Origin of the sequence: Flavivirga algicola, assembly GCF_012910715.1 — a bacterium.
GTDB lineage: Bacteria > Bacteroidota > Bacteroidia > Flavobacteriales > Flavobacteriaceae > Flavivirga > Flavivirga algicola.
The window spans coordinates 236200-256243 of sequence record NZ_JABBHF010000001.1; the positions used below are offsets into that span (position 1 = coordinate 236200).

The window sequence follows — 20044 nt, forward strand, 5'->3', positions numbered from 1 at the left end:
CTTTTAGTGTTACATGCCTAACAGATAGGCAAAGATTAATGGAGCAACAATGGTAGCATCACTCTCTATTATAAATTTTGGTGTATTAATATCTAATTTTCCCCACGTAATCTTTTCATTTGGCACAGCTCCTGAATACGAACCATAACTTGTAGTAGAATCACTTATTTGGCAGAAATAACTCCAAAAAGGTGTATCTGTGCGCTCCATATCTTGATATAGCATTGGTACTACACATATAGGAAAATCTCCAGCAATCCCCCCTCCAATTTGAAAGAAACCTATTCCTTTTTCAGAGTTATCACTGTACCAATCTGCAAGAAAGGTCATATACTCGATTCCAGATTTCATCGTACTGGCTTTAAGCTCTCTTTTAAGAACATAACTTGCAAAGATATTCCCCATAGTACTATCTTCCCATCCTGGACAAATTATAGGTAGATTCTTTTCTGCTGCTGCATACATCCAAGAATCTTTTAAATCAATTTCATAGTAAGCTTCTAATACTCCAGATAAAAGTAACTTATACATATATTCATGAGGCAAGTATCGTTCGCCTTTATCATTAGCCTCTTTCCAGATGGCATAAATGTGTATTTGCAATCTTCTAAATGCTTCTTCTTCTGGAATGCAAGTATCTGTAACACGGTTAAGTCCTTGTTCCAATAAATCCCATTCTTCTTCTGGTGTTAAGTCTCTGTAGTCAGGAATACGTTTATAATGAGAATGTGCCACTAAATTCATAATGTCTTCTTCTAAATTTGCTCCTGTACAAGAAATGATTTGCACCTTGTCTTGTCGTATCATTTCTGCAAAAATCTTTCCTATTTCTGCTGTACTCATTGCTCCTGCCAAAGACACTAACATCTTTGAGCCTTTATTTAATTGCTCTTCATAAGATTTTGCTGCATCAACAACAGTAGCAGCATTGAAATGTAAATAATATGTTTCTATAAAATTTGAAATTGCACCTTTAGTAGTCATCTTCTTCTTTGAATTTTGATAAATTATTAGTTAATGATCTATCATTATAAGCACTGTCGTAATCGTCTTCTATTGTATCGTTTTGAAACTTATAGCTTAACATTTTGTAATACAATTTAGCAGCAAGAAAGTCTGAAGACTTATCTATTTCATTAGGGCATAATTCAACAATATCAAACCCAACAACATTTTTTTCTGTAAATACTTGCTTTAGAAAATCCATGGTTTCATACCAAAGCAATCCCCCTGGTTCTGGTGTACCTGTACTTGGTAAAACAGAAGGGTCGAAGGCATCTAAATCGAATGTTATAAATACATTCTCTGTCATTTGATCTATGGCAGAATCCATCCAAGAATCGTCTATTGCCATATCGTGAGCAAAATAAGTTTTATCCAAATTCATAATAGATTTCTCTTTTATGTCCATAGAACGAATACCTACTTGAATTAAATTGGTGTTTTGACTCGCTTCATAAACTGCACAAGCATGATTACAAGAACTACCCTCATAACTTTTCCGTAAGTCTGCATGTGCATCAATATGCAAAACCGTTAAGCTTGGAAACATTTCGTTAAATGCTCTAATTGTTCCAATAGATATAGAATGTTCACCGCCAAAAACAGTCACAAATTTATTTTTGTTAATGTATTTTTTCGTTACCTCATGTACTGCATCAACCATGTTTTCTGGAGATGTATTTTCTGTAACGGCATCAGCTAAGTAAATACCTTGTTTATAAATTTCTGAATCCGTCTCAATATCATAAAGTTCCATGTTTTCAGATGCTTCTAAAAAGGCTTTTGGTCCTTTATCTGCTCCTTTTTGCCATGTACTTGTTCCATCATAGGGAACAGGAATTAATACAATCTTTGCATGTTCTAATTTTGCAAATTCTTCTGGTATTCCAGCGTAAGTTTTAGTTTCCATTTTTATTTATCTGCTAATTGTAATTCAGCACTTGTATTTAAATATTGAATTGTATGTGTTTCCGATTTTTTATCATAGCCTAAAATTTCGAGTAACTCTTGACTTTTTTGTTGTTCTCTAAATAACTGCGTTGAGATGTTTCCATGTTCATCTTTATCAATTAAAACATGTTTGGGGGCAGGGATTAAACAATGTTGCAATCCTCCATAACCACCTATAGATTCTTGATAAGCTCCTATATTGAAAAAACCTATATATAATGGTTTGTCTTTGTTATATTTTGGCAAATAGATAGCGTTCATGTGTTGCTCGCTATTATAATAATCGTCACTATCACAGGTTAGGCCTCCAAGTAAAACACGCTCGTAAGAATCATTCCAACGGTTTATAGGTAACATGATAAAGCGTTTATTAATCGCCCAAGTATCTGGAAGCGTAGTGATAAATGAAGAGTTTATCATATTCCATTTTTCCCTATCATTTTGTTGTTTTTGATAAAGCACTTCATAAATTGCCCCACCACTCTCTCCAACTGTAAAACTTCCAAATTCTGTGAAAATATTAGGTACATCAACACCTTCTTCTTCACAGGTAAGCTTAATTTGATTGATGATTTCATCTATGATGTATTCATAATCAAAATCAAAAGCTAATGAGTTTTTAATAGGGAAACCACCTCCAATATTTAAACTGTTTAGAGATGGGCATATTTTTTTTAAACTTGTATAAACTTTAAGACATTTTAAAAGCTCATTCCAATAATAAGCATTATCTCTAATACCCGTGTTAATAAAGAAGTGAAGCATTTTAAGCTGTACTTTCGGATTGTCTTTAATTTGCTTGTTATAAAAAGGCACGATGTTTTTATAACCAATTCCTAACCGAGAGGTGTAAAACTCAAATTTGGGTTCTTCTTCCGAAGCTATACGAATACCAATATTAAAATTGTCTTCGATTTCGTTAGAGAGCAAATCTATTTCTTCGTAGTTATCAATAATTGGAATACAATTTTGATGACCATTATTGATTAACCTCGCAATATTTGTTATGTATTGAGCACGCTTGAAACCATTACTAATAACAAACGTATTGTCATTTATTTTTCCTTCTTCTTTTAAAGTTTCAATAATATCTATATCAAAAGCCGAAGAGGTTTCAATATGTATGTCATTCTTCAAAGCTTCATTTAAAACATGTTTAAAATGTGAACTTTTTGTACAATAGCAATAGTTATAGTTACCATTGTAGTCATGTTTTTTAATAGCATTGTTAAACCATACTTTCGACTTATTTATATTATCGGAAATTTTAGGTAAGTATGTAAATTTTAAAGGTGCCCCATAAGTTTCAACCAATTTATTTAGGTCTATATCATGGAAAAGTAAGTGGTCTTTCTCAAGAACGAATTCTTCTTGAGGAAAATCAAAAGTTTGATTGATTAAATCAATATATTTTGTATTCATTATAAATGTGATAAAAAGTTATTAAAACACGAAAGCAGGTACACCTTCCTAAAAAGAATTAATAACTTAAAATCAAATCATAATTTGATATTGTATTTTGGGGACAAAACACAATTTATACCGTGTAGACACGATTTTTACTACGGAAGTTAGCTTTAAATTTCGGTTACCTACTCCGTAAGCTTCTTTTGAATATGACTTCCTAATTTTCAAAAGACCGAACTTATAAACATGTTTCAATTTGTTCAGCTAAAAGCCCTTATGATAAAAGCTTTAGTGTTACAAATTAAATATAAAAAATTGAATAATTGTATTTTTTTAATTTATTTCCTTTCGACACACATTCCACTACTATCCTATCATCGCATAGTAAAAAGAGTATTCCTTTAATATTATAGAGAAAACATTGTAGTTTAAACTTCGTCTTTACCAAGTCAAAAGCACATAACGCAAAACATTATAATACAAATACATTGTTATAATAATTTGCTTTATATTCTAACGAAGAAAACCCAGTACTTTTGATTCTGAAATATGCTCTCGAATACTTACGTGTCCATAAGAACACACAAATATATTATAGCAAGTTACTGGAGAAACCACAAACAATCTTTGTTTAATTAATTAGTTTTTTTTACAATTATAAAGGGTTTTCCCTAAAGAAAAGATTATTATTAATAGTTATCTATTCTAATAAAAAACCTCTATGAAAAGCGTGTTCACTAAACTAAGGGGGAAAAGCAAGAGGGTAACACGCAGTGGCGTGTTACTGTTTTTTATTTAGTTGATTTTCAGCGCATTGAAAATATGTGCGTTTTGTTTTTTAGTAATTTTTACTTTAAAAAGTCTGGTATCCCAGTAAAATCAATGATTTTTTAAAGTAAAAATTACTAAAATCCTAAAATTTGATGCCATTTGTTCTTTTTTGAAAATGGAAATATCTTCTCAAAATATCGAAGACTACCGCACTCGCTTTGGGCGAGCTTGCTGCATTTTTAAACTTATGGATTCTCATCGCTCAATCCAGCCTCTAAATCCATAACTTTAAAAACGATTATTCTTTTCCCTTTTAAAACACTCTTTTTTATTTTGCGACCTTCGGGAGCAAACAAGAATGTGCCCACAGACACACATCTTGAATTCCTACCCAATGGGCATAGAACTCTAATTTTAGATACACCTTACCTTGAATGATGATTATCTGATTTTGAAATATTTTCTTTTAAGATACTTTTCATTATTTACAGCAAACTTTTTCAATGTTTACTGGTGTTCCGAAGGGTTTTACAGTAAACTTTTATGTTTAAACTTATTATACAATCAATAAAAACCCATTATTTACAAGGCTTCACGAAGCAAATGGAAACTGTAGCATCGCCTTTGCGCGCTACCCTCTTGCTATTCATTTCCGCCCGCACACGGTCGAAAACAAATACACAGACAAGGTATTGGCTTAAAGAACGTAATCTGAGTAAAAGAGAGATTTTAAGAAAAAGATAAGACGGGTTTTATTAAATGTGCAGTTCTTAAATTATTTGTGGTTAAAATATTATGGGGAATTCAAAATAATATGAAGGCAGATTAAATGAGTATTTAGAATCCTTGATAAATAGTAACGCTTATATTTTATATGATATCAGTGTTATTTCTTTCAGGGATCGTTTTAACATTTAAACCCTAATTTTTCGTTCAATTCCTTTCCATGTAAAACAAGCTATCTCATTTTTAAAAAGCCAAGAATCTTTCTTAATTTGTGATAGGCTACTTTTTTATGATCCTTGACCGTATTGATAGATATGGATAATTGCTCTGCGATCTCATTATTTGTAAAATCTTTTATACTCAATCTAATAACTTGAGCGGCTTTTTCTGGTAGTCCATTGATGGCGTTTTCTATAACAACGGTAGTTTCTATAACTACGGCTTCAGACATATAGAATTCTTCAGTGTCATAAGCCTCTAACTTTGCAAGCTCATAACACTCTGTAACCCTATAGGTTTTACTTTTTAAATAATTGAGGCATTTATTTTTTACGGCTTTATAAAAAAATCCAGTAGCATGGGTTTCATTTTCAAAAACGGTTTTAGATTCCCATACTTTAATAAAAACATCCTGAACGATGTCTTTTGAAGTATCTAAATCACTAAGATATTTATATGCAAACACACAAAGTTGCGGATACAAGCCTTCAAAATAGCTCTTATACTCCCTATGAGTGAAGTCTTTTCTATCCCCGCTCATAATTTTATTTTTTTTAAGCTACCAACCAGCATTTACAACCTCATTTGCTTTAGTGCACAACACTAGATTGGTGAAAATCATATCAACAGGAATCAATTCCCTATTGTTAATATAGTCCTTAGGAAAAAAGGCAAAGAACCCATCAAACTTTTTATTAAATAAAAGATACGTACCCGAATTACAAGATAGACCAGTGTATATAATACCAATAACCTTTAAGCCCAATTTGCAATGTACTTTAACTTCATTAGTTAGGTTAGATCTGTCAAGCAACTCGATTAAGAGAGGTTCAGCGACATAATATAGACGAGTCAAGCTATATGGAATAGTTGGAGTTTTAGAATTAGACATGAAATAGATTTTAAGATTTTACCAGTAAACATATAACTGCGTACCAAAAGGCAGCAGGAAATAAAATAGTATTCCTATTTTAGATTAAATTATACGTATTTTATAATGATCAATAGAGTTGAAGTTGGTTTGAAAAATGAGATAAATAAATCTCAAAACCTTAATGTATAGACACAAAAAAGCGTGAAACTCAACCTACCTGTTAGGGGTACTGGTATACCTTGCACCGATAAGAGAGCTCACGCCTAGGTCGCGAGCTAATCTACTTATCATCTCAGGTGCAAAATTACCAGTTTTCTAACAGAGAATCAAAGCGACAGCTTCAAATATTTTTAATACGAAGAATCGCAAATATATATAATCAAAAACAAACTTAATAAAAAAAAATCAAACTGGCATTATCGTGACAATTAAAATAAAAAAAATATTTTTCTTTTGTCTTTATGTCAAAGAGTAAAAATAAAAAGAGTCATAAACAAGATGAATCTGGAAAAGTTTTTTTGTTGGATAAATTTGTTTGCAACTATATTACAACTGAATGGCTTTCCGACGGAGCTTCCAATCTTTCTCACAGCAAAAAATACGGTGTACATCGACACATTTTAACTAAAATAAAAAAGGAAGATGGGTATCGAATTCCTTTATCTTCGCTTGCAATAATGTGCTTCTACAAGAAAATAGCTCTATCCGATTTTTTCAAAATGATTGAAAATAAATATGGTTCAAAAATTAATGATGATTTTGTAGTTAATACAAAAAAAGAAGAATAAACATCTTTTTTATTTAGAACCTGTCACCATTCATTAGTTTAAACTAATGATGTTTTTACCATCCTATAAACCCTACCTCATCAATCTCTAATATTGTATTGAAAGTAAACTCTATTTGAGTCTTAAAAATTGGCTTGCTCTTGGGATTGTTGCTTCTTGCTTTCAAATCGCATAAGTAGGTTTTGTATATCCTCACTTATTTTACTTTCTACTACCCTAGCATAAATTTGAGTTGTTGAGAGTTTGGTATGCCCTAAAAGTTTGGATACCGTTTCAATAGGCACTCCATTGGATAGCATCACGGTTGTTGCAAATGTATGTCGAGCAACATGAAAAGAAATGTTTTTTTGGATACCGCAAGCTTTAGCAATTTCTTTTAAATAGGTATTGGTCTTTTGATTGGAGCTTATCGGTAACAAATTGGTTATAAAATCTTTTCCTTGGATAGCTCTATACTTTTCAAGTATTGCCCATGCTTTTGGGAGTATTGGCACTTTTACTTGCTCGTCCGTTTTTTCTCGTTTGGTATATATCCAATTATTGTTGTCTATACCCTTAACAATATTGCTTTCCGTAAGTTCTTTAACATCTACATAGGATAACCCAGTATAACATGAAAACACAAAACAATCTTTGATTTTTTGTAAGCGCTCACTTGTAAAGTCTGTAGCTTCCAATAGATGCAATTCTCTTTCTGTTAAGTATTGCCTGTCGTATTTGTTATATTTTAATTGAAATTGGCTAAATGGGTTTTTATGCATCCATTCTAGTTTGATGGCTAGGTTTATCATTTTTTTAAAACGCTCCAAATGTTTCATAACGCCATTATTAGATAACATCAATTGTTTTTTGGTGTTTTTATAGGTTCTTAAATAGTGCTCGAAATCTGTGATAAATCTAAAATTCAATTGTTTTAGATAGATGTCTTTTACTCTTTTCTTCTTCTGCAAGAACTTTTGTAAATAGCGTTCTGTGGTATAATAATTTTTCATCGTTCCCGCTTTGAGAACGTGGATCATATTCTCATTATGGTAAGTGATTAATTCTTTTAAGGTCTTACTGTTGTCATCCTCTCCCAAGTATCGCGACTTAATGGCATCCGAGGATATGATTTTATCTTCTTCTAAAAGGGCTTTATGACACTTTAGTAGTTTGTTATACACCTCATCTAAATAGGCGTTTAAAGCTCTTATTTTTTCGGTGTTTCCCCTACCCTTTGTTTTTGTACTGTCCCATTCATTTTGGTCAATACTTCTTTTCAAACTCATTTCTGCTCGTTTACCTTTTACGGTAATACGAACATAGATAGAAAGATGATTGAGATTGCTTCTAGATTTTCTAGTAAAGAAAATAACGGCAAAAGTGCTTTTTGTTTTCATAACTCATTGACTTTAGTTAAACAATAATTTGTTAAGCAGAAAGTCAAATCACACCCTAAAGTTCTTTAAAGTTAGCACTTTTTTGGTAAACAATTGCACACCTAATTGCACACCTTTTATATGGTTTTAGATGCTTTTATTTGATATCAAATAAAATGTGTAAAAACAAAAAACACTGAAAATCATATGATTAACAGTGTTTTGTTGTAACCTATTTCTAGGTTCGTCGGGGTGGCAGGATTCGAACCTGCGACCTCCGCGTCCCAAACGCGGCGCGATAACCGGGCTACGCTACACCCCGAATTGGTTATCTTAAAAATGCGGAGAGACCGGGATTCGAACCCGGGCAACACTTACGCGTTGACAGATTAGCAATCTGCTCCATTACCACTCTGGCACCTCTCCCAATTCTTAATAAGAACTTAGCAATAAAATTGCGGTGGCAAATGTACTAGATACTTAGATATAACGCAACTATTTTATTGACTTTTTTATAATTTTTATTCTGGGTATTCTATACGTAAATGATAAATATTTGCAAGCTTGTGCTTTAACACCTTTTTTATAGATTCAATCTCTTTAAACGTAATATTTGCATTCAAAAATTGACCATCTTCAATTTGCTTATTTATTATATTTTCAACAAAAGCATCAATCTTTGTCGACGTAGGCTCTTTTAAACTTTTAGAAGCAGCTTCAATGCTGTCACACATCATCAATATTGCTGTTTCTTTACTAAACGGTTTGGGCCCTGGATAGCTAAAATCTAATTTATCAACCTCTTCAAAATCTTTCTTTTCTTGCATATAAAAATAATATACAACACTAGTGCCATGGTGCGTCCGTATAAAATCTATAACCCTATCTGGTAAATTATTTTTTCTAGCTATCTCTATGCCATTTATAACATGATCGATAATAATTCGGGCACTTTCCTTTGATGATAACTCATCATGAGGATTAATTCCTGTCGATTGGTTTTCGGTAAAATATGTGGGATTTTTCATTTTACCAATATCATGATACAATGCTCCTACCCTTACCAACATAGCATTGGCGCCTATTTCATTAGCAGAAGCTTCTGCCAAATTAGCCACATTTAAAGAATGGTGAAATGTTCCAGGCGCTTTATCTGATAGTTCTTTAAGCAATTTTGAATTAGTATCTGACAATTCTAAAAGTGACACATCTGAAACTAAGCCAAAAAGCTTCTCATAAATATATATTAAAGGTTGCACAAATAGCGTAGCCAATCCACTCAAAATAAACCATATAAATGTTTCCCATTTAATGGTTTTTACACTTCCCTCATGAATAACGATAAATGCAAAATAGGCTATAATATAAATAAGGGTAATTTGTCCTACCGAAATAAATAAATTGGCTCTTTTGTATAGTTCCGAAACAGTCAATATGGTGACGATTCCCGCTATGATTTGAAGAAACATATACTCATAGCTATTTGGTACTATAAAACCTATTAACAGTACGGTAAGTACGTGTGCAAACAACCCTAATCTGGCATCAAAAAACGCTTTAAAGATTAGGGGCAAAATGCAAATTGGAACAATATAAATATACTTTGAATTATAATTTACAACCATCGTTGTAATAAATATCAATAGAGAAATATTAAAGAAAATAAACGTAACTTTTGTATTATTTTCAAATACAAGTACCCTATACTTTCGTAAAAACAAAAGTAGCATTAATAAAGCTAATGCTACTAATAACGTATAGGCAAATAACACCCAGATATAGCTTGATTCACTCCAAACTTGAGATTCGTATTCAGATTGCAGTGATTTTAAAATCTGATACTTATCCCCTTCAACAACTTCTCCTTTAGAAACAATTAAGGTTTCTTTTGCAATACTCCCCCTGGTATAAGCTATCTTACTAATTTCTTCTTGTAAAACTTTATCCGTAAAGGATTTATTGTACGTTAAATTGGGCTCAATTAAATCAAAAAACAAGGCTGTAAAACCTGTTTTATAATGCATCAATTCCCGTTTACTCAAAGTATTATCAATGACTTTTGAAACAGCATCTTGCTTTATTAAATTAGAAAAAGATCCTTTTTGTTTTTCAACTCTCCCATCGAGCACCACTATAGCTTTAGTATTTGAGAAGCTATAATCTTCTACTAAAACTCCAAATAAATACAGCTTGTCTATAATTTCTTCTCCTGTTTTGTATAACTTATTAGATAAAGTTCTGGAAATAGAATCTGGAAATATATTTTTAAATTGGTTTTTGTATGAAGATTTTACTTTAATCTCTATAGTATTATCTAAATTAAAATATAGTGTTGAGTTCTTGGCCAAAGCATCTTTTTCGGAAGTTATTTCTGCATCGGTCTTTTTTATAGCAAAATCAAAAGGCGCATATAAATTTTCCGATTGCCAAGGTTTTTCATTTTCAAAATTATATTTAAACTTTCCTCCTTTGGGAAATAAATACACAATAAAAAAAGTGGTCGAGATGAATAAAAGTCCCTTATAAATTAAGGAATGGTTTCTATATAATTTATTTATAAAATCTTTCATTAAAAAGTGTAATGGTTTCAAATGTAATAAAATTATAAGCTTTGACCATTTTTATAATAAATGAATCATTCACATTTCTACTAAAAAATTGTTATTTTCGCAAGTATAAACTAAAGCATCGAATTAATGAATAAAGAAGTAGTAATTGTATCGGCTGCAAGAACTCCAATAGGTAGTTTTTTAGGCGCTTTGTCTACTATTCCTGCTCCTAAACTTGGGGCTATCGCTATAAAAGGGGCTTTAAATAAAATAAATTTAAATCCAGAATTAGTAGAGGAAGTACTAATGGGCAATGTAGTTCAGGCAGGAACAGGCCAAGCCCCTGCGAGACAAGCTGCTATTTATGCTGGTATTCCCAATACAGTTCCATGTACTACGGTAAACAAAGTATGCGCATCTGGGATGAAATCAGTCATGCAAGCTGCACAGACTATAGCTCTTGGTGATGCCGAGATTATTGTTGCTGGAGGTATGGAAAACATGAGCTTAATCCCTCATTACCTACATACTCGTACTGGAACCAAATTTGGACCTACTTCATTAATTGACGGCATGCAGAAAGATGGTCTAGTTGACGCTTATGACCAAAATGCCATGGGTGTATGTGCCGATGCTTGTGCTACAGAATATAAATTTTCGAGAGAAGACCAGGATGCTTTTGCTATACAGTCTTATAAGCGCTCTGCAGCGGCTTGGGATGCAGGAAAATTTGATAATGAAGTAGTACCTGTTGAAGTACCTCAACGTCGTGGAGAACCTATTATAGTTAGTAAAGATGAGGAGTACACCAATGTGAAAATGGATAAAATTCCCCATCTACGAGCTGCATTTACTAAAGATGGCACTGTTACTGCTGCGAATGCTTCAACTATAAACGATGGTGCTGGTGCTGTAGTTTTAATGAGTAAAGAAAAAGCTAATGAATTAGGATTACCCCCTTTAGCTACTATAAAAAGTTATGCTGATGCTGCACACGAGCCCGAATGGTTTACAACGGCCCCTGCTAAGGCCCTGCCGAAAGCTATAGACAAAGCTAGAATAAAAATTAGCGATGTAGAATATTTTGAATTTAACGAAGCCTTCTCTGTAGTAGGCTTAGCCAATATGAAAATTCTTGGGTTAAATGATAGCAATGTAAACGTAAATGGAGGTGCTGTATCATTAGGGCATCCACTAGGCTGTTCTGGTGTTAGAATTATAATCACACTTTTAAATGTTTTAGAGCAAAACAATGCTAAAATTGGGGCGGCTGCTATTTGTAATGGAGGTGGCGGTGCATCTGCAATTGTTATAGAACGTAATTAAACCTGTTTAATGCAATACGGAATTTGTAATTTAAGCATTGTTCCCCTTAGAAATGAACCTACAGACACCAGTGAGCTCGTATCACAGGTAATCTATGGTGATTTTTTTAAAATCCTGGAGCAACGTAAAAACTGGAGTAAAATTCGCTTAGCATTTGATTCTTACGAGGGTTGGGTAGACAACAAGCAATATCTTGAAATTACTGAAGATATATATAAATCTTTAAATAAAGAAACTCCTAAGCTCTCAACAGATTTAGTAGAGTTCATTGAAGACAACAATAACCAGCTTCACCCAATTTTATTAGGATCTACATTAAATGGACTCTCCTACTTAGAGCATAAACATGAAGGTAATTATATCTCTGGAGAAGAAGCAAAAAACAACATCATTCAGACAGCATTTTTGTACCTAAACACGCCTTATCTTTGGGGCGGAAAAACACCTTTTGGTATAGATTGTTCTGGCTTAACTCAAATGGTTTATAAATTAAACGGCTATAAACTATTACGTGATGCATCACAGCAAGCAACTCAAGGAGAGGCCTTAAGCTTTATTGAAGAAAGTGAACCTGGTGATTTGGCTTTCTTTGATAATAACGAAGGCATTATAACACATGTTGGTATTATTATGAAAGACAACTACATTATACATGCACATGGTAAAGTTAGAATTGATAGATTAGATCACTCTGGTATTTATAATGTTGATAAAAAAATACACACACATAAGTTACGTGTCATCAAAAAAGTAATCTAATAAAAAAAGGAGCAAATTTAAATTTGCTCCTTTTTTCATATCATCAAGTACATCTAAACTAGTTGGCCCCTTCTGCTTCAAGAGCTTCAACTTTTTCTTTCATACTTTTATGTTTATCTGTTTCTCCAAGAATGCTATAAATGTTCATCAATGTTTTTGCTGCACTAAGACTCTTAGAATCAATCTCAAGTGCCTTCGACAAATATGGTATCGCGTTTCTATAAAGGTTTTGTCTCTCTTCTCTTAACTCATCATAACGTTTATTATCTGCTCTAGAAGTTCCTAACCCATTCATTTCTTCGATAATTGCTTCTTCTTTCTTCAAAACCAAAGCTGATAAATTTATATAGGCATTTATGTATTGTGGATCTAATTCTATAGCCTTTTCATAATAACCTTTTGCTTCTTCGACTTGATCAGACTCTGCCGCTATTACACCTAAATTATATTGTAATTCAGGATTAGTAGGATCCATTTTTGTTGCTTTTTGCAATAAGTTTTTAAACTCTTCTGTATTTCCCATTTTATAGTGAACGTTCGCTTCCGATAATATTAAATTAACATCATCAGGGCTTTCAGCTCTTGCTTCTTTCATAGCAGCAATTGCTTTTTCATTGTCACCTCTGTTCACATAAATAAGCGCCACATTTTTTACAATCTCTGGCTTTTTTGATTCAGTCATACGTTCAACCGGCTTAATGTGTGTCTTAGCTTTAACAGAAATATCACGCATTTCTTTATTATTAAAAGCTTCCTCTTTCTGAGTTTCAATATTAGTAGCAAAGTATTGCTTTGCAATACCTGTATAACCTAATTTTTTAAGCTCTTCATACAACCCTAAAGCTCTATCATACTCACTAACATTAACAGCTGTAGCTGCAGCATAATAAAGAAATACTGTATCTCTTTCAGTTACCCTATAAGATTTTTCAAAATATACCGAAGCATCCGAATATTCTTTTTTCTCGTAAGCAGCATTTCCTTTTAGCAACAAACTATTTGCTATTTCTTGCTTCATCAAATTAATTTCTGCTGAATACCCTACATTTACTTTATTTAAATTAACAAGAGCCAGATCTGTTTCGGCTAACGATCCTTTACCTCCTGCATAAAAAGCTTTGGCACTTAAATAATGAAACTTCGATTTAGCTTTGTCATCCATGCTAGACATTAATGTCTCTGCTTGTTTTAAAGCTGCTTTGGCGTCCTCGAATTTCTCACCCTTTATAGCCTTGTCTGCTGTCTTCAATTCTTTTTTCTGTGCAAAGGTGAAAGCACCCATTGAAAGAGCTAAAGCTATGATTAACTGTTTTTTCATTTTATAAAATATTTTAATTGTTTTTGGTATTATTATCTTCTGCATTGTTGTTATCAAGAGTTGTGCCATCCTCTGAAACATCAGTATTTTCAATTGTTTCAGGGTCTTCTACTTCATCTTCATCATGCATAACTTTAGCAACTGCTGCTATAGAATCGTTTCCTTTTAAATTAATAAGCTTAACACCTTGGGTGGCTCTCCCCATAACTCGTAAATTTTCTACAACCATACGTATAGCAATTCCAGATTTATTGATAATCATTAAATCATCATTATCTGTTACACTCTTTATAGCTACTAAATTTCCTGTTTTCTCTGTAATAGAAATGGTTTTAACTCCTTTTCCACCTCTATTAGTAATTCTGTATACTGGCTCTCCATCTTCTGGATCATCAATATAAGTACGTTTGCCATAACCATTCTCTGAAACGACTAGTACAGACTCCTCTTGAGAATTTTCAATAGTAACCATTCCTATAACTTCATCGTTATCATGAGCGAGTCTAATACCTCTAACCCCAGAAGCGCCACGCCCCATAGGTCTGGTTTTTGCCTCTTCAAAGCGAATAGCCTTACCAGATTTAAGTGCTAACATAACCTGACTGTTTCCTGTAGTTAATTTTGCTTCTAATAGCTCATCATTATCCTTTATAGTAATGGCATTGATTCCATTCGTTCTAGGACGCGAATACTGCTCTAAAGATGTCTTCTTTACTTGGCCATTCTTGGTAGCCATAATAACATAATGGCTATTTATGTAATCTTCATCTTTTAAATCTTGAGTACAAATGAAGGCCATAACCTTATCATCTTGCTCAATATTTATCAGGTTTTGAATAGCACGCCCTTTTGAGGTTTTACTTCCTTCAGGGATCTCATAAACACGCATCCAAAAACATTTTCCTTTTTGTGTAAAGAACAGCATATATTGGTGATTAGTCCCAACAAATAGATGTTCTAAGAAATCTTCATTTCGAGTCGTTGATGCTTTTTGACCAACCCCTCCTCTATTCTGTGTTTTATATTCTGTAAGTGATGTACGTTTAATATAACCTGCATGTGAAATGGTAATAACCACTTTTTCATCAGGAATCATATCTTCAATACTTAAATCACCGCCTGCATATTCAATAGTTGAACGACGCTCATCACCATATTTATCTCTTACAACTTCCAATTCATCCTTAATAATATCCATTCTGCGCTCTTTTCTCGCTAAGATATCTTTTAAGTCTTCAATGGTCTTCATAATATCCTCATACTCCGAACGTAATTTGTCCTGCTCCAGACCTGTTAATTGACGCAAACGCATTTCAACGATAGCCTTTGCCTGAATCTCAGAAAGCTCAAAACGCTTGATTAAATTCTCCCGGGCTTCGTCTGCATTTGAAGAAGCTCTAATAATGGCTATAACTTCATCAATATTATCAGAAGCAATAATCAACCCTTCTAAAATGTGAGCTCGTTCTTCAGCTTTACGTAATTCGTATGTTGTTCTCCTGACAACAACTTCGTGTCTATGCTCTACGAAATAGTGAATAAGGTCTTTTAAGTTTAACAGTTGCGGACGCCCATCAACCAGTGCTATATTATTTACACTAAAAGATGATTGCAAAGCTGTATACTTAAATAATTTATTTAATACGATATTAGGAATGGCATCACGCTTTAAAACGTATACAATACGCATACCGTTTCTATCGGATTCATCGCGAATTGTTGAAATACCTTCCAACTTCTTATCATTTACCAAGTCCGCAGTCTTTTTAATCATATCTGCTTTATTAACCTGATAAGGTATTTCTTCTACTACAATACACTCACGTCCATTTACTTCCTCAATATTTGCTTTTCCCCGCATAACAATACGACCACGACCTGTATGAAAAGCTTCTTTAACCCCATCGTAACCATAAATAGTTCCTCCAGTTGGAAAATCCGGCGCTTTTATATGTGTAATAAGCTCGTCAATTTCAATATCATTATTATCTATATAAGCAATGGTTCCATTTACAACTTCAGTTATATTATGAGGCGGCATGTTAGTAGCCATACCTACTGCAATACCCGATGCTCCGTTAACTAAAAGTCCTGGAATACGCGTTGGAAGCACCGTTGGTTCTTGCAAGGTATCATCAAAATTCAATTTATGATCTACCGTTTCTTTTTCAATATCTGCCAACATGTCCTCAGATATCTTACGCATACGGGCTTCCGTATAACGCATTGCTGCAGGACTATCTCCATCTATAGAACCAAAATTCCCTTGACCATCAACAAGCATATAGCGTAAACTCCATTCTTGAGCCATACGTACCATAGCATCATAAACAGATGTATCGCCGTGTGGATGGTATTTACCTAAAACTTCTCCAACTATTCTTGCGGATTTTTTATGCGCTGAATTTGCTCTAACACCTAGCTCGTGCATGCCGTAAAGCACACGTCTATGAACTGGTTTCAAGCCGTCCCTTACATCTGGTAAAGCACGTGACACAATGACCGACATTGAATAATCAATGTATGCCGATTTCATCTCATCTTCAATATTAATAGGGATCAATTTCTCTCCTTCTGCCATATATAATTTTAATTAAGTTTTATCTATATTTCAAAACATGCTAATATAACTATTTCAACAGTCATGTTAAGTGTTTTCACACTATTTTTTCGTGTTTTTTATTAACAATTTTACATGCTTTTTTAGTTAATAAGTATACTTTAAAAAATTTTGATTTTATAAAGATTTTTTCGTCAATTAGCAACTTACTGACAATTTAAGGTACAGTTTTTGCCTTTAGTAAAATGTTTTAGTATTTTTAATGCAGAAAGGACACGATTATGGATGATAATTTTTCCCCAAGAGTAAAAGATGTAATTGCTTATAGCAAAGAAGAAGCACTAAGGTTAGGCCATGATTTTATCGGCACTGAGCATTTAATGCTTGGGCTTTTGCGCGATGGTAGCGGCAAAGCCATTAACATATTAAACGCTTTAGATATTGATTTAAATCATTTAAGACGCAAAGTTGAAATATTAAGCCCTGCGAACCCGAATATTGCTGTAACTTCCAACCAAAAAAAGAACTTACACCTTACTAGGCAAGCAGAACGCGCTTTAAAAACCACGTTTTTAGAGGCTAAATTATTTCAAAGCACCTCAATAAACACGGCACATTTACTGCTATGTATCTTGAGGAATGAAAATGACCCTACCACAAAGCTTTTAAATAAACTAAAAGTCGATTACGATAATGTTAAAGAACAATTTAAGCTTATGATAACAAACGACAATAACTATATAGAACCTAAATCTGAATCTTTTCAAGATGATGATATGAATGCAGAAGGTGATGCTTCAAAGGACAATATTTTTAATACACCTGCTGGAAAAACGAACAAGAAGTCCAAAACACCCGTTTTGGATAATTTTGGACGTGATTTAACCGCGTTAGCAGAAGAAGGCAAGCTTGATCCCGTTGTTGGTCGCGAAAAGGAAATACAACGTGTGTCACAGATTTTAAGTCGACGCAAAAAAAACAATCCACTTCTAATTGGTGAACCTGGCGTTGGTAAATCTGCCATTGCTGAAGGTTTAGCCCTTAGAATTGTAAAACGAAAAGTATCGCGTATTTTATTTAATAAACGTGTTGTCACATTAGATTTGGCAAGCTTAGTCGCTGGAACAAAATATCGAGGTCAGTTTGAAGAACGCATGAAAGCAGTGATGAATGAACTCGAAAAGAATGATGATGTTATTCTGTTTATTGATGAAATCCATACCATAGTTGGTGCCGGCGGTGCAACGGGAAGTTTAGATGCTTCCAATATGTTTAAACCTGCTTTAGCGCGTGGTGAAATTCAATGCATTGGAGCAACAACATTAGATGAATACAGACAGTATATTGAAAAAGATGGCGCTTTAGAACGTCGTTTTCAAAAAGTCATCGTGGAACCTACTTCGGTAGAAGAAACGATTGAAATCCTCAATAACATAAAAGGAAAATACGAAGAACACCATAATGTTGATTATACGCCGGGAGCCATTGAAGCGTGTGTCAAGTTAACCAATAGGTATATGACAGAGCGCTTTTTACCAGACAAAGCTATTGATGCTTTAGATGAAGCTGGATCTCGTGTACATATAACGAATATTGATGTTCCTCAGCAAATATTAGAACTTGAGAAACAACTGGAAGACATTAAGGAAACTAAAAATGCCGTTGTAAGAAAACAAAAATACGAGGAAGCTGCCAAACTTAGAGATGACGAAAAGCGCATTGAAAAAGAGTTAGCTATTGCTCAGGAAAAATGGGAAGAGGACACTAAACAACATAGAGAAATTGTTACCGAAGATAATGTTGCTGATGTTGTCTCTATGATGACTGGAGTACCAGTAAACAGAATTGCACAGACCGAAATTAACAGACTTGCCGAACTTCCTAATCTTATAAAAGGAAAAGTAATTGGACAAGACGATGCTGTTGCTAAAGTCGTAAAAGCGATTCAGCGCAATCGCGCGGGGCTTAAAGATCCAAACAAACCAATTGGTTCATTTATCTTTTTAGGCCAGACAGGCGTTGGTAAAACTCAGTTGGCAAAAGTATTATCCAGAGAATTATTTGATAGCGAAGACTCTCTTGTAAGAATCGATATGAGTGAGTATATGGAAAAATTTGCTATTTCCAGATTAATTGGAGCACCTCCAGGATATGTTGGTTATGAAGAAGGTGGACAATTGACCGAAAAAGTAAGACGTAAACCTTATGCTGTCATATTACTGGATGAAATAGAAAAAGCACATCCTGATGTTTTCAACATGCTACTTCAAGTACTTGATGATGGCTATTTAACAGATAGCTTAGGAAGAAAAATCGATTTTAGGAACACGATTATAATCATGACTTCCAACATAGGAGCCAGAAGGCTTAAAGATTTTGGAACAGGTATAGGATTTGGAACGGCATCGCAAAAAGCGCAAGAAGATGCCAATGCCAGAAGTGTTATTGAAAATGCACTGAAAAAATCGTTTGCTCCAGAGTTTTTAAATAGAATTGATGATGTGGTGGTATTTAATGCTTTAGAAAAAGAAGATATCAACAAAATTATCGATATTGAATTAGAAAAGCTTTTAGCAAGAATTAAAGGTTTAGGCTATATTTTAAAGCTTAGCAAAAGTGCCAAAGATTACATTGCCGAAAAAGGTTTTGATAAACAATATGGTGCTAGACCTTTAAAAAGGGCCATACAAAAGTATATTGAAGATGCCTTAGCTGAAGAAATTGTTGCCTCCCATCTTGAGGAGGGTGATAAAATTAAAATCGATTTAGATAAAACAACTCAAGAATTGAGCATCTCAATAGAAAAAACTGAAAATCCAGCAGAATCTTAAAGATTCATTAAAGAAGTATTAAAAATTAAAAGACTTATTATTGAAAAAAACCTGAGACTCTACCTCAGGTTTTTTTCAATTAAATTGGTACCAAATAAGAGTTTTTAATTTCTCCCATCACAAAGGTACTGTGAGCACTTCCTATATTTTGTAATTCACCTAAATGATTTAAAACAAAGTTTTGATAATGCTTCATATCTTTTACCAAAACCTTCAATAAAAAATCGTAATCGCCAGAAATATTATAACACTCTGTAACCTCATCCAAGGAAAGAATATCTTTAACAAACTGATTTCCAATTTTACGGGTATGTTCTTTGAGTCTTATATTGCAAAACACCATAAGTCCCCTATCCAACTTTTCAGCATCCAATACGGCTTTATATTTTTTAATATAGCCCTCCTTTTCTAATTTCTTCACCCTTTCAAAAACTGGCGTTGTAGACAAATTTACCTTTGCCGCCAATTCCTTAGTGGTTAAATTAGAATTATGCTGAAGTATGTTTAATATGCGTAAATCTATTTTATCCAATAGCATCTATAGAATGATTTTCTGTTTAACTTGTCTTTAATCACTATTATAAGATTTTAAAACTACAAATAAA

15 protein-coding genes and 2 tRNA genes are annotated in these 20044 nt (G+C 33.3%); 4 read left to right on the forward strand and 13 right to left on the reverse strand.

All coding sequences use genetic code 11. The features are described from left to right. Nucleotides 1-9: 9 nt before the first annotated feature. The 6 genes from HHX25_RS00835 to HHX25_RS00855 all read right to left on the reverse strand — a co-directional run bounded on the left by HHX25_RS00835 (nt 10) and on the right by HHX25_RS00855 (nt 5968). On the reverse strand, nt 10-984 hold the full coding sequence (locus tag HHX25_RS00835) for a deoxyhypusine synthase family protein (RefSeq protein ID WP_169669109.1): 975 nt from the start codon (nt 982-984) through the stop codon (nt 10-12). Beyond that, nucleotides 974-1912 (reverse strand): agmatinase, encoded by a 939-nt coding sequence (gene speB, locus HHX25_RS00840; protein WP_169669111.1) that lies wholly within the window; start codon nt 1910-1912, stop codon nt 974-976. The genes HHX25_RS00835 and speB overlap by 11 nt, the downstream gene beginning before the upstream one ends. A gap of 2 nt (nt 1913-1914) precedes the next feature. Further along, on the reverse strand, nt 1915-3375 hold the full coding sequence (locus HHX25_RS00845) for a type III PLP-dependent enzyme domain-containing protein (RefSeq protein WP_169669113.1): 1461 nt from the start codon (nt 3373-3375) through the stop codon (nt 1915-1917). Between the two features lie 1001 nt (nt 3376-4376). Further along, nucleotides 4377-4499 (reverse strand): hypothetical protein, encoded by a 123-nt coding sequence (locus HHX25_RS21320; RefSeq protein WP_262888864.1) that lies wholly within the window; start codon nt 4497-4499, stop codon nt 4377-4379. Nucleotides 4500-5089: 590 nt separating this feature from the next. Beyond that, complete coding sequence (locus HHX25_RS00850) at nt 5090-5617, reverse strand: RNA polymerase sigma-70 factor (RefSeq protein ID WP_169669115.1); 528 nt, start codon at nt 5615-5617, stop codon at nt 5090-5092. An 18-nt stretch (nt 5618-5635) separates the two neighbouring features. Continuing rightward, on the reverse strand, nt 5636-5968 hold the full coding sequence (locus HHX25_RS00855; protein WP_169669117.1) for a hypothetical protein: 333 nt from the start codon (nt 5966-5968) through the stop codon (nt 5636-5638). A gap of 443 nt (nt 5969-6411) precedes the next feature. Between HHX25_RS00855 and HHX25_RS00860 the strand changes: the two genes are divergently transcribed. Continuing rightward, nucleotides 6412-6738 carry a hypothetical protein gene (locus HHX25_RS00860; RefSeq protein WP_169669119.1) on the forward strand — a complete coding sequence of 109 codons (327 nt, stop codon included), beginning with the start codon at nt 6412-6414 and terminating at the stop codon, nt 6736-6738. Between the two features lie 122 nt (nt 6739-6860). On the opposite strand, the gene HHX25_RS00865 is transcribed toward HHX25_RS00860, so the two are convergent. The 4 genes from HHX25_RS00865 to HHX25_RS00880 all read right to left on the reverse strand — a co-directional run bounded on the left by HHX25_RS00865 (nt 6861) and on the right by HHX25_RS00880 (nt 10666). Then, a complete protein-coding gene (locus HHX25_RS00865; RefSeq protein WP_169669121.1) occupies nt 6861-8117 on the reverse strand; it encodes a site-specific integrase in 1257 nt (418 codons plus the stop codon). Nucleotides 8118-8343: 226 nt separating this feature from the next. After that, nucleotides 8344-8418 (reverse strand) — tRNA-Pro (locus HHX25_RS00870). 20 nt (nt 8419-8438) lie between these two features. Continuing rightward, nucleotides 8439-8522, reverse strand: a tRNA-Ser gene (locus tag HHX25_RS00875). A 95-nt stretch (nt 8523-8617) separates the two neighbouring features. Continuing rightward, a complete protein-coding gene (locus HHX25_RS00880) occupies nt 8618-10666 on the reverse strand; it encodes an HD family phosphohydrolase (protein WP_169669123.1) in 2049 nt (682 codons plus the stop codon). A gap of 126 nt (nt 10667-10792) precedes the next feature. Here HHX25_RS00880 and HHX25_RS00885 point away from each other — a divergent pair, with 126 nt between their 5' ends. Together HHX25_RS00885 and HHX25_RS00890 are read left to right on the forward strand one after the other, a co-directional pair. After that, nucleotides 10793-11971, forward strand: a complete 1179-nt coding sequence (locus HHX25_RS00885; RefSeq protein ID WP_169669125.1) for an acetyl-CoA C-acyltransferase — start codon at nt 10793-10795, stop codon at nt 11969-11971. 9 nt (nt 11972-11980) lie between these two features. Further along, complete coding sequence (locus HHX25_RS00890) at nt 11981-12730, forward strand: C40 family peptidase (RefSeq protein WP_169669127.1); 750 nt, start codon at nt 11981-11983, stop codon at nt 12728-12730. Between the two features lie 58 nt (nt 12731-12788). Here HHX25_RS00890 and HHX25_RS00895 read toward each other — a convergent pair whose 3' ends face one another. Together HHX25_RS00895 and gyrA are read right to left on the reverse strand one after the other, a co-directional pair. Then, entirely contained in the window at nt 12789-14048 is a 1260-nt protein-coding gene (locus HHX25_RS00895) for a tetratricopeptide repeat protein (protein ID WP_169669130.1), read from the reverse strand. Nucleotides 14049-14061: 13 nt separating this feature from the next. Next, the gene (gene gyrA, locus HHX25_RS00900) at nt 14062-16629 is read right to left on the reverse strand and encodes a DNA gyrase subunit A (RefSeq protein ID WP_169669132.1); all 2568 of its coding nucleotides are present in this window, start codon (nt 16627-16629) and stop codon (nt 14062-14064) included. A gap of 260 nt (nt 16630-16889) precedes the next feature. Here gyrA and HHX25_RS00905 point away from each other — a divergent pair, with 260 nt between their 5' ends. Further along, nucleotides 16890-19439: an ATP-dependent Clp protease ATP-binding subunit gene (locus HHX25_RS00905; protein ID WP_169669134.1), complete on the forward strand. Its 2550-nt coding sequence runs from the start codon at nt 16890-16892 to the stop codon at nt 19437-19439. A 79-nt stretch (nt 19440-19518) separates the two neighbouring features. Here HHX25_RS00905 and HHX25_RS00910 read toward each other — a convergent pair whose 3' ends face one another. Next, nucleotides 19519-19977 carry an Lrp/AsnC family transcriptional regulator gene (locus HHX25_RS00910; protein WP_169669136.1) on the reverse strand — a complete coding sequence of 153 codons (459 nt, stop codon included), beginning with the start codon at nt 19975-19977 and terminating at the stop codon, nt 19519-19521. Between the last annotated feature and the right edge of the window lie 67 nt (nt 19978-20044).

Excerpts from the sequence above, each read along its gene's own strand:
- HHX25_RS00865 (WP_169669121.1), bottom strand. The coding sequence starts at position 8,117 with ATGAAAACAAAAAGCACTTTTGCCGTTATTTTCTTTACTAGAAAATCT.
- HHX25_RS00850 (WP_169669115.1), bottom strand. The coding sequence starts at position 5,617 with ATGAGCGGGGATAGAAAAGACTTCACTCATAGGGAGTATAAGAGCTAT.
- HHX25_RS00895 (WP_169669130.1), bottom strand. The coding sequence starts at position 14,048 with ATGAAAAAACAGTTAATCATAGCTTTAGCTCTTTCAATGGGTGCTTTC.
- HHX25_RS00890 (WP_169669127.1), top strand. The coding sequence starts at position 11,981 with ATGCAATACGGAATTTGTAATTTAAGCATTGTTCCCCTTAGAAATGAA.
- speB (WP_169669111.1), bottom strand. The coding sequence starts at position 1,912 with ATGGAAACTAAAACTTACGCTGGAATACCAGAAGAATTTGCAAAATTA.
- HHX25_RS00880 (WP_169669123.1), bottom strand. The coding sequence starts at position 10,666 with ATGAAAGATTTTATAAATAAATTATATAGAAACCATTCCTTAATTTAT.
- HHX25_RS00835 (WP_169669109.1), bottom strand. The coding sequence starts at position 984 with ATGACTACTAAAGGTGCAATTTCAAATTTTATAGAAACATATTATTTA.
- HHX25_RS00860 (WP_169669119.1), top strand. The coding sequence starts at position 6,412 with ATGTCAAAGAGTAAAAATAAAAAGAGTCATAAACAAGATGAATCTGGA.
- gyrA (WP_169669132.1), bottom strand. The coding sequence starts at position 16,629 with ATGGCAGAAGGAGAGAAATTGATCCCTATTAATATTGAAGATGAGATG.
- HHX25_RS00845 (WP_169669113.1), bottom strand. The coding sequence starts at position 3,375 with ATGAATACAAAATATATTGATTTAATCAATCAAACTTTTGATTTTCCT.
- HHX25_RS00855 (WP_169669117.1), bottom strand. The coding sequence starts at position 5,968 with ATGTCTAATTCTAAAACTCCAACTATTCCATATAGCTTGACTCGTCTA.
- HHX25_RS00910 (WP_169669136.1), bottom strand. The coding sequence starts at position 19,977 with ATGCTATTGGATAAAATAGATTTACGCATATTAAACATACTTCAGCAT.
- HHX25_RS00885 (WP_169669125.1), top strand. The coding sequence starts at position 10,793 with ATGAATAAAGAAGTAGTAATTGTATCGGCTGCAAGAACTCCAATAGGT.
- HHX25_RS00905 (WP_169669134.1), top strand. The coding sequence starts at position 16,890 with ATGGATGATAATTTTTCCCCAAGAGTAAAAGATGTAATTGCTTATAGC.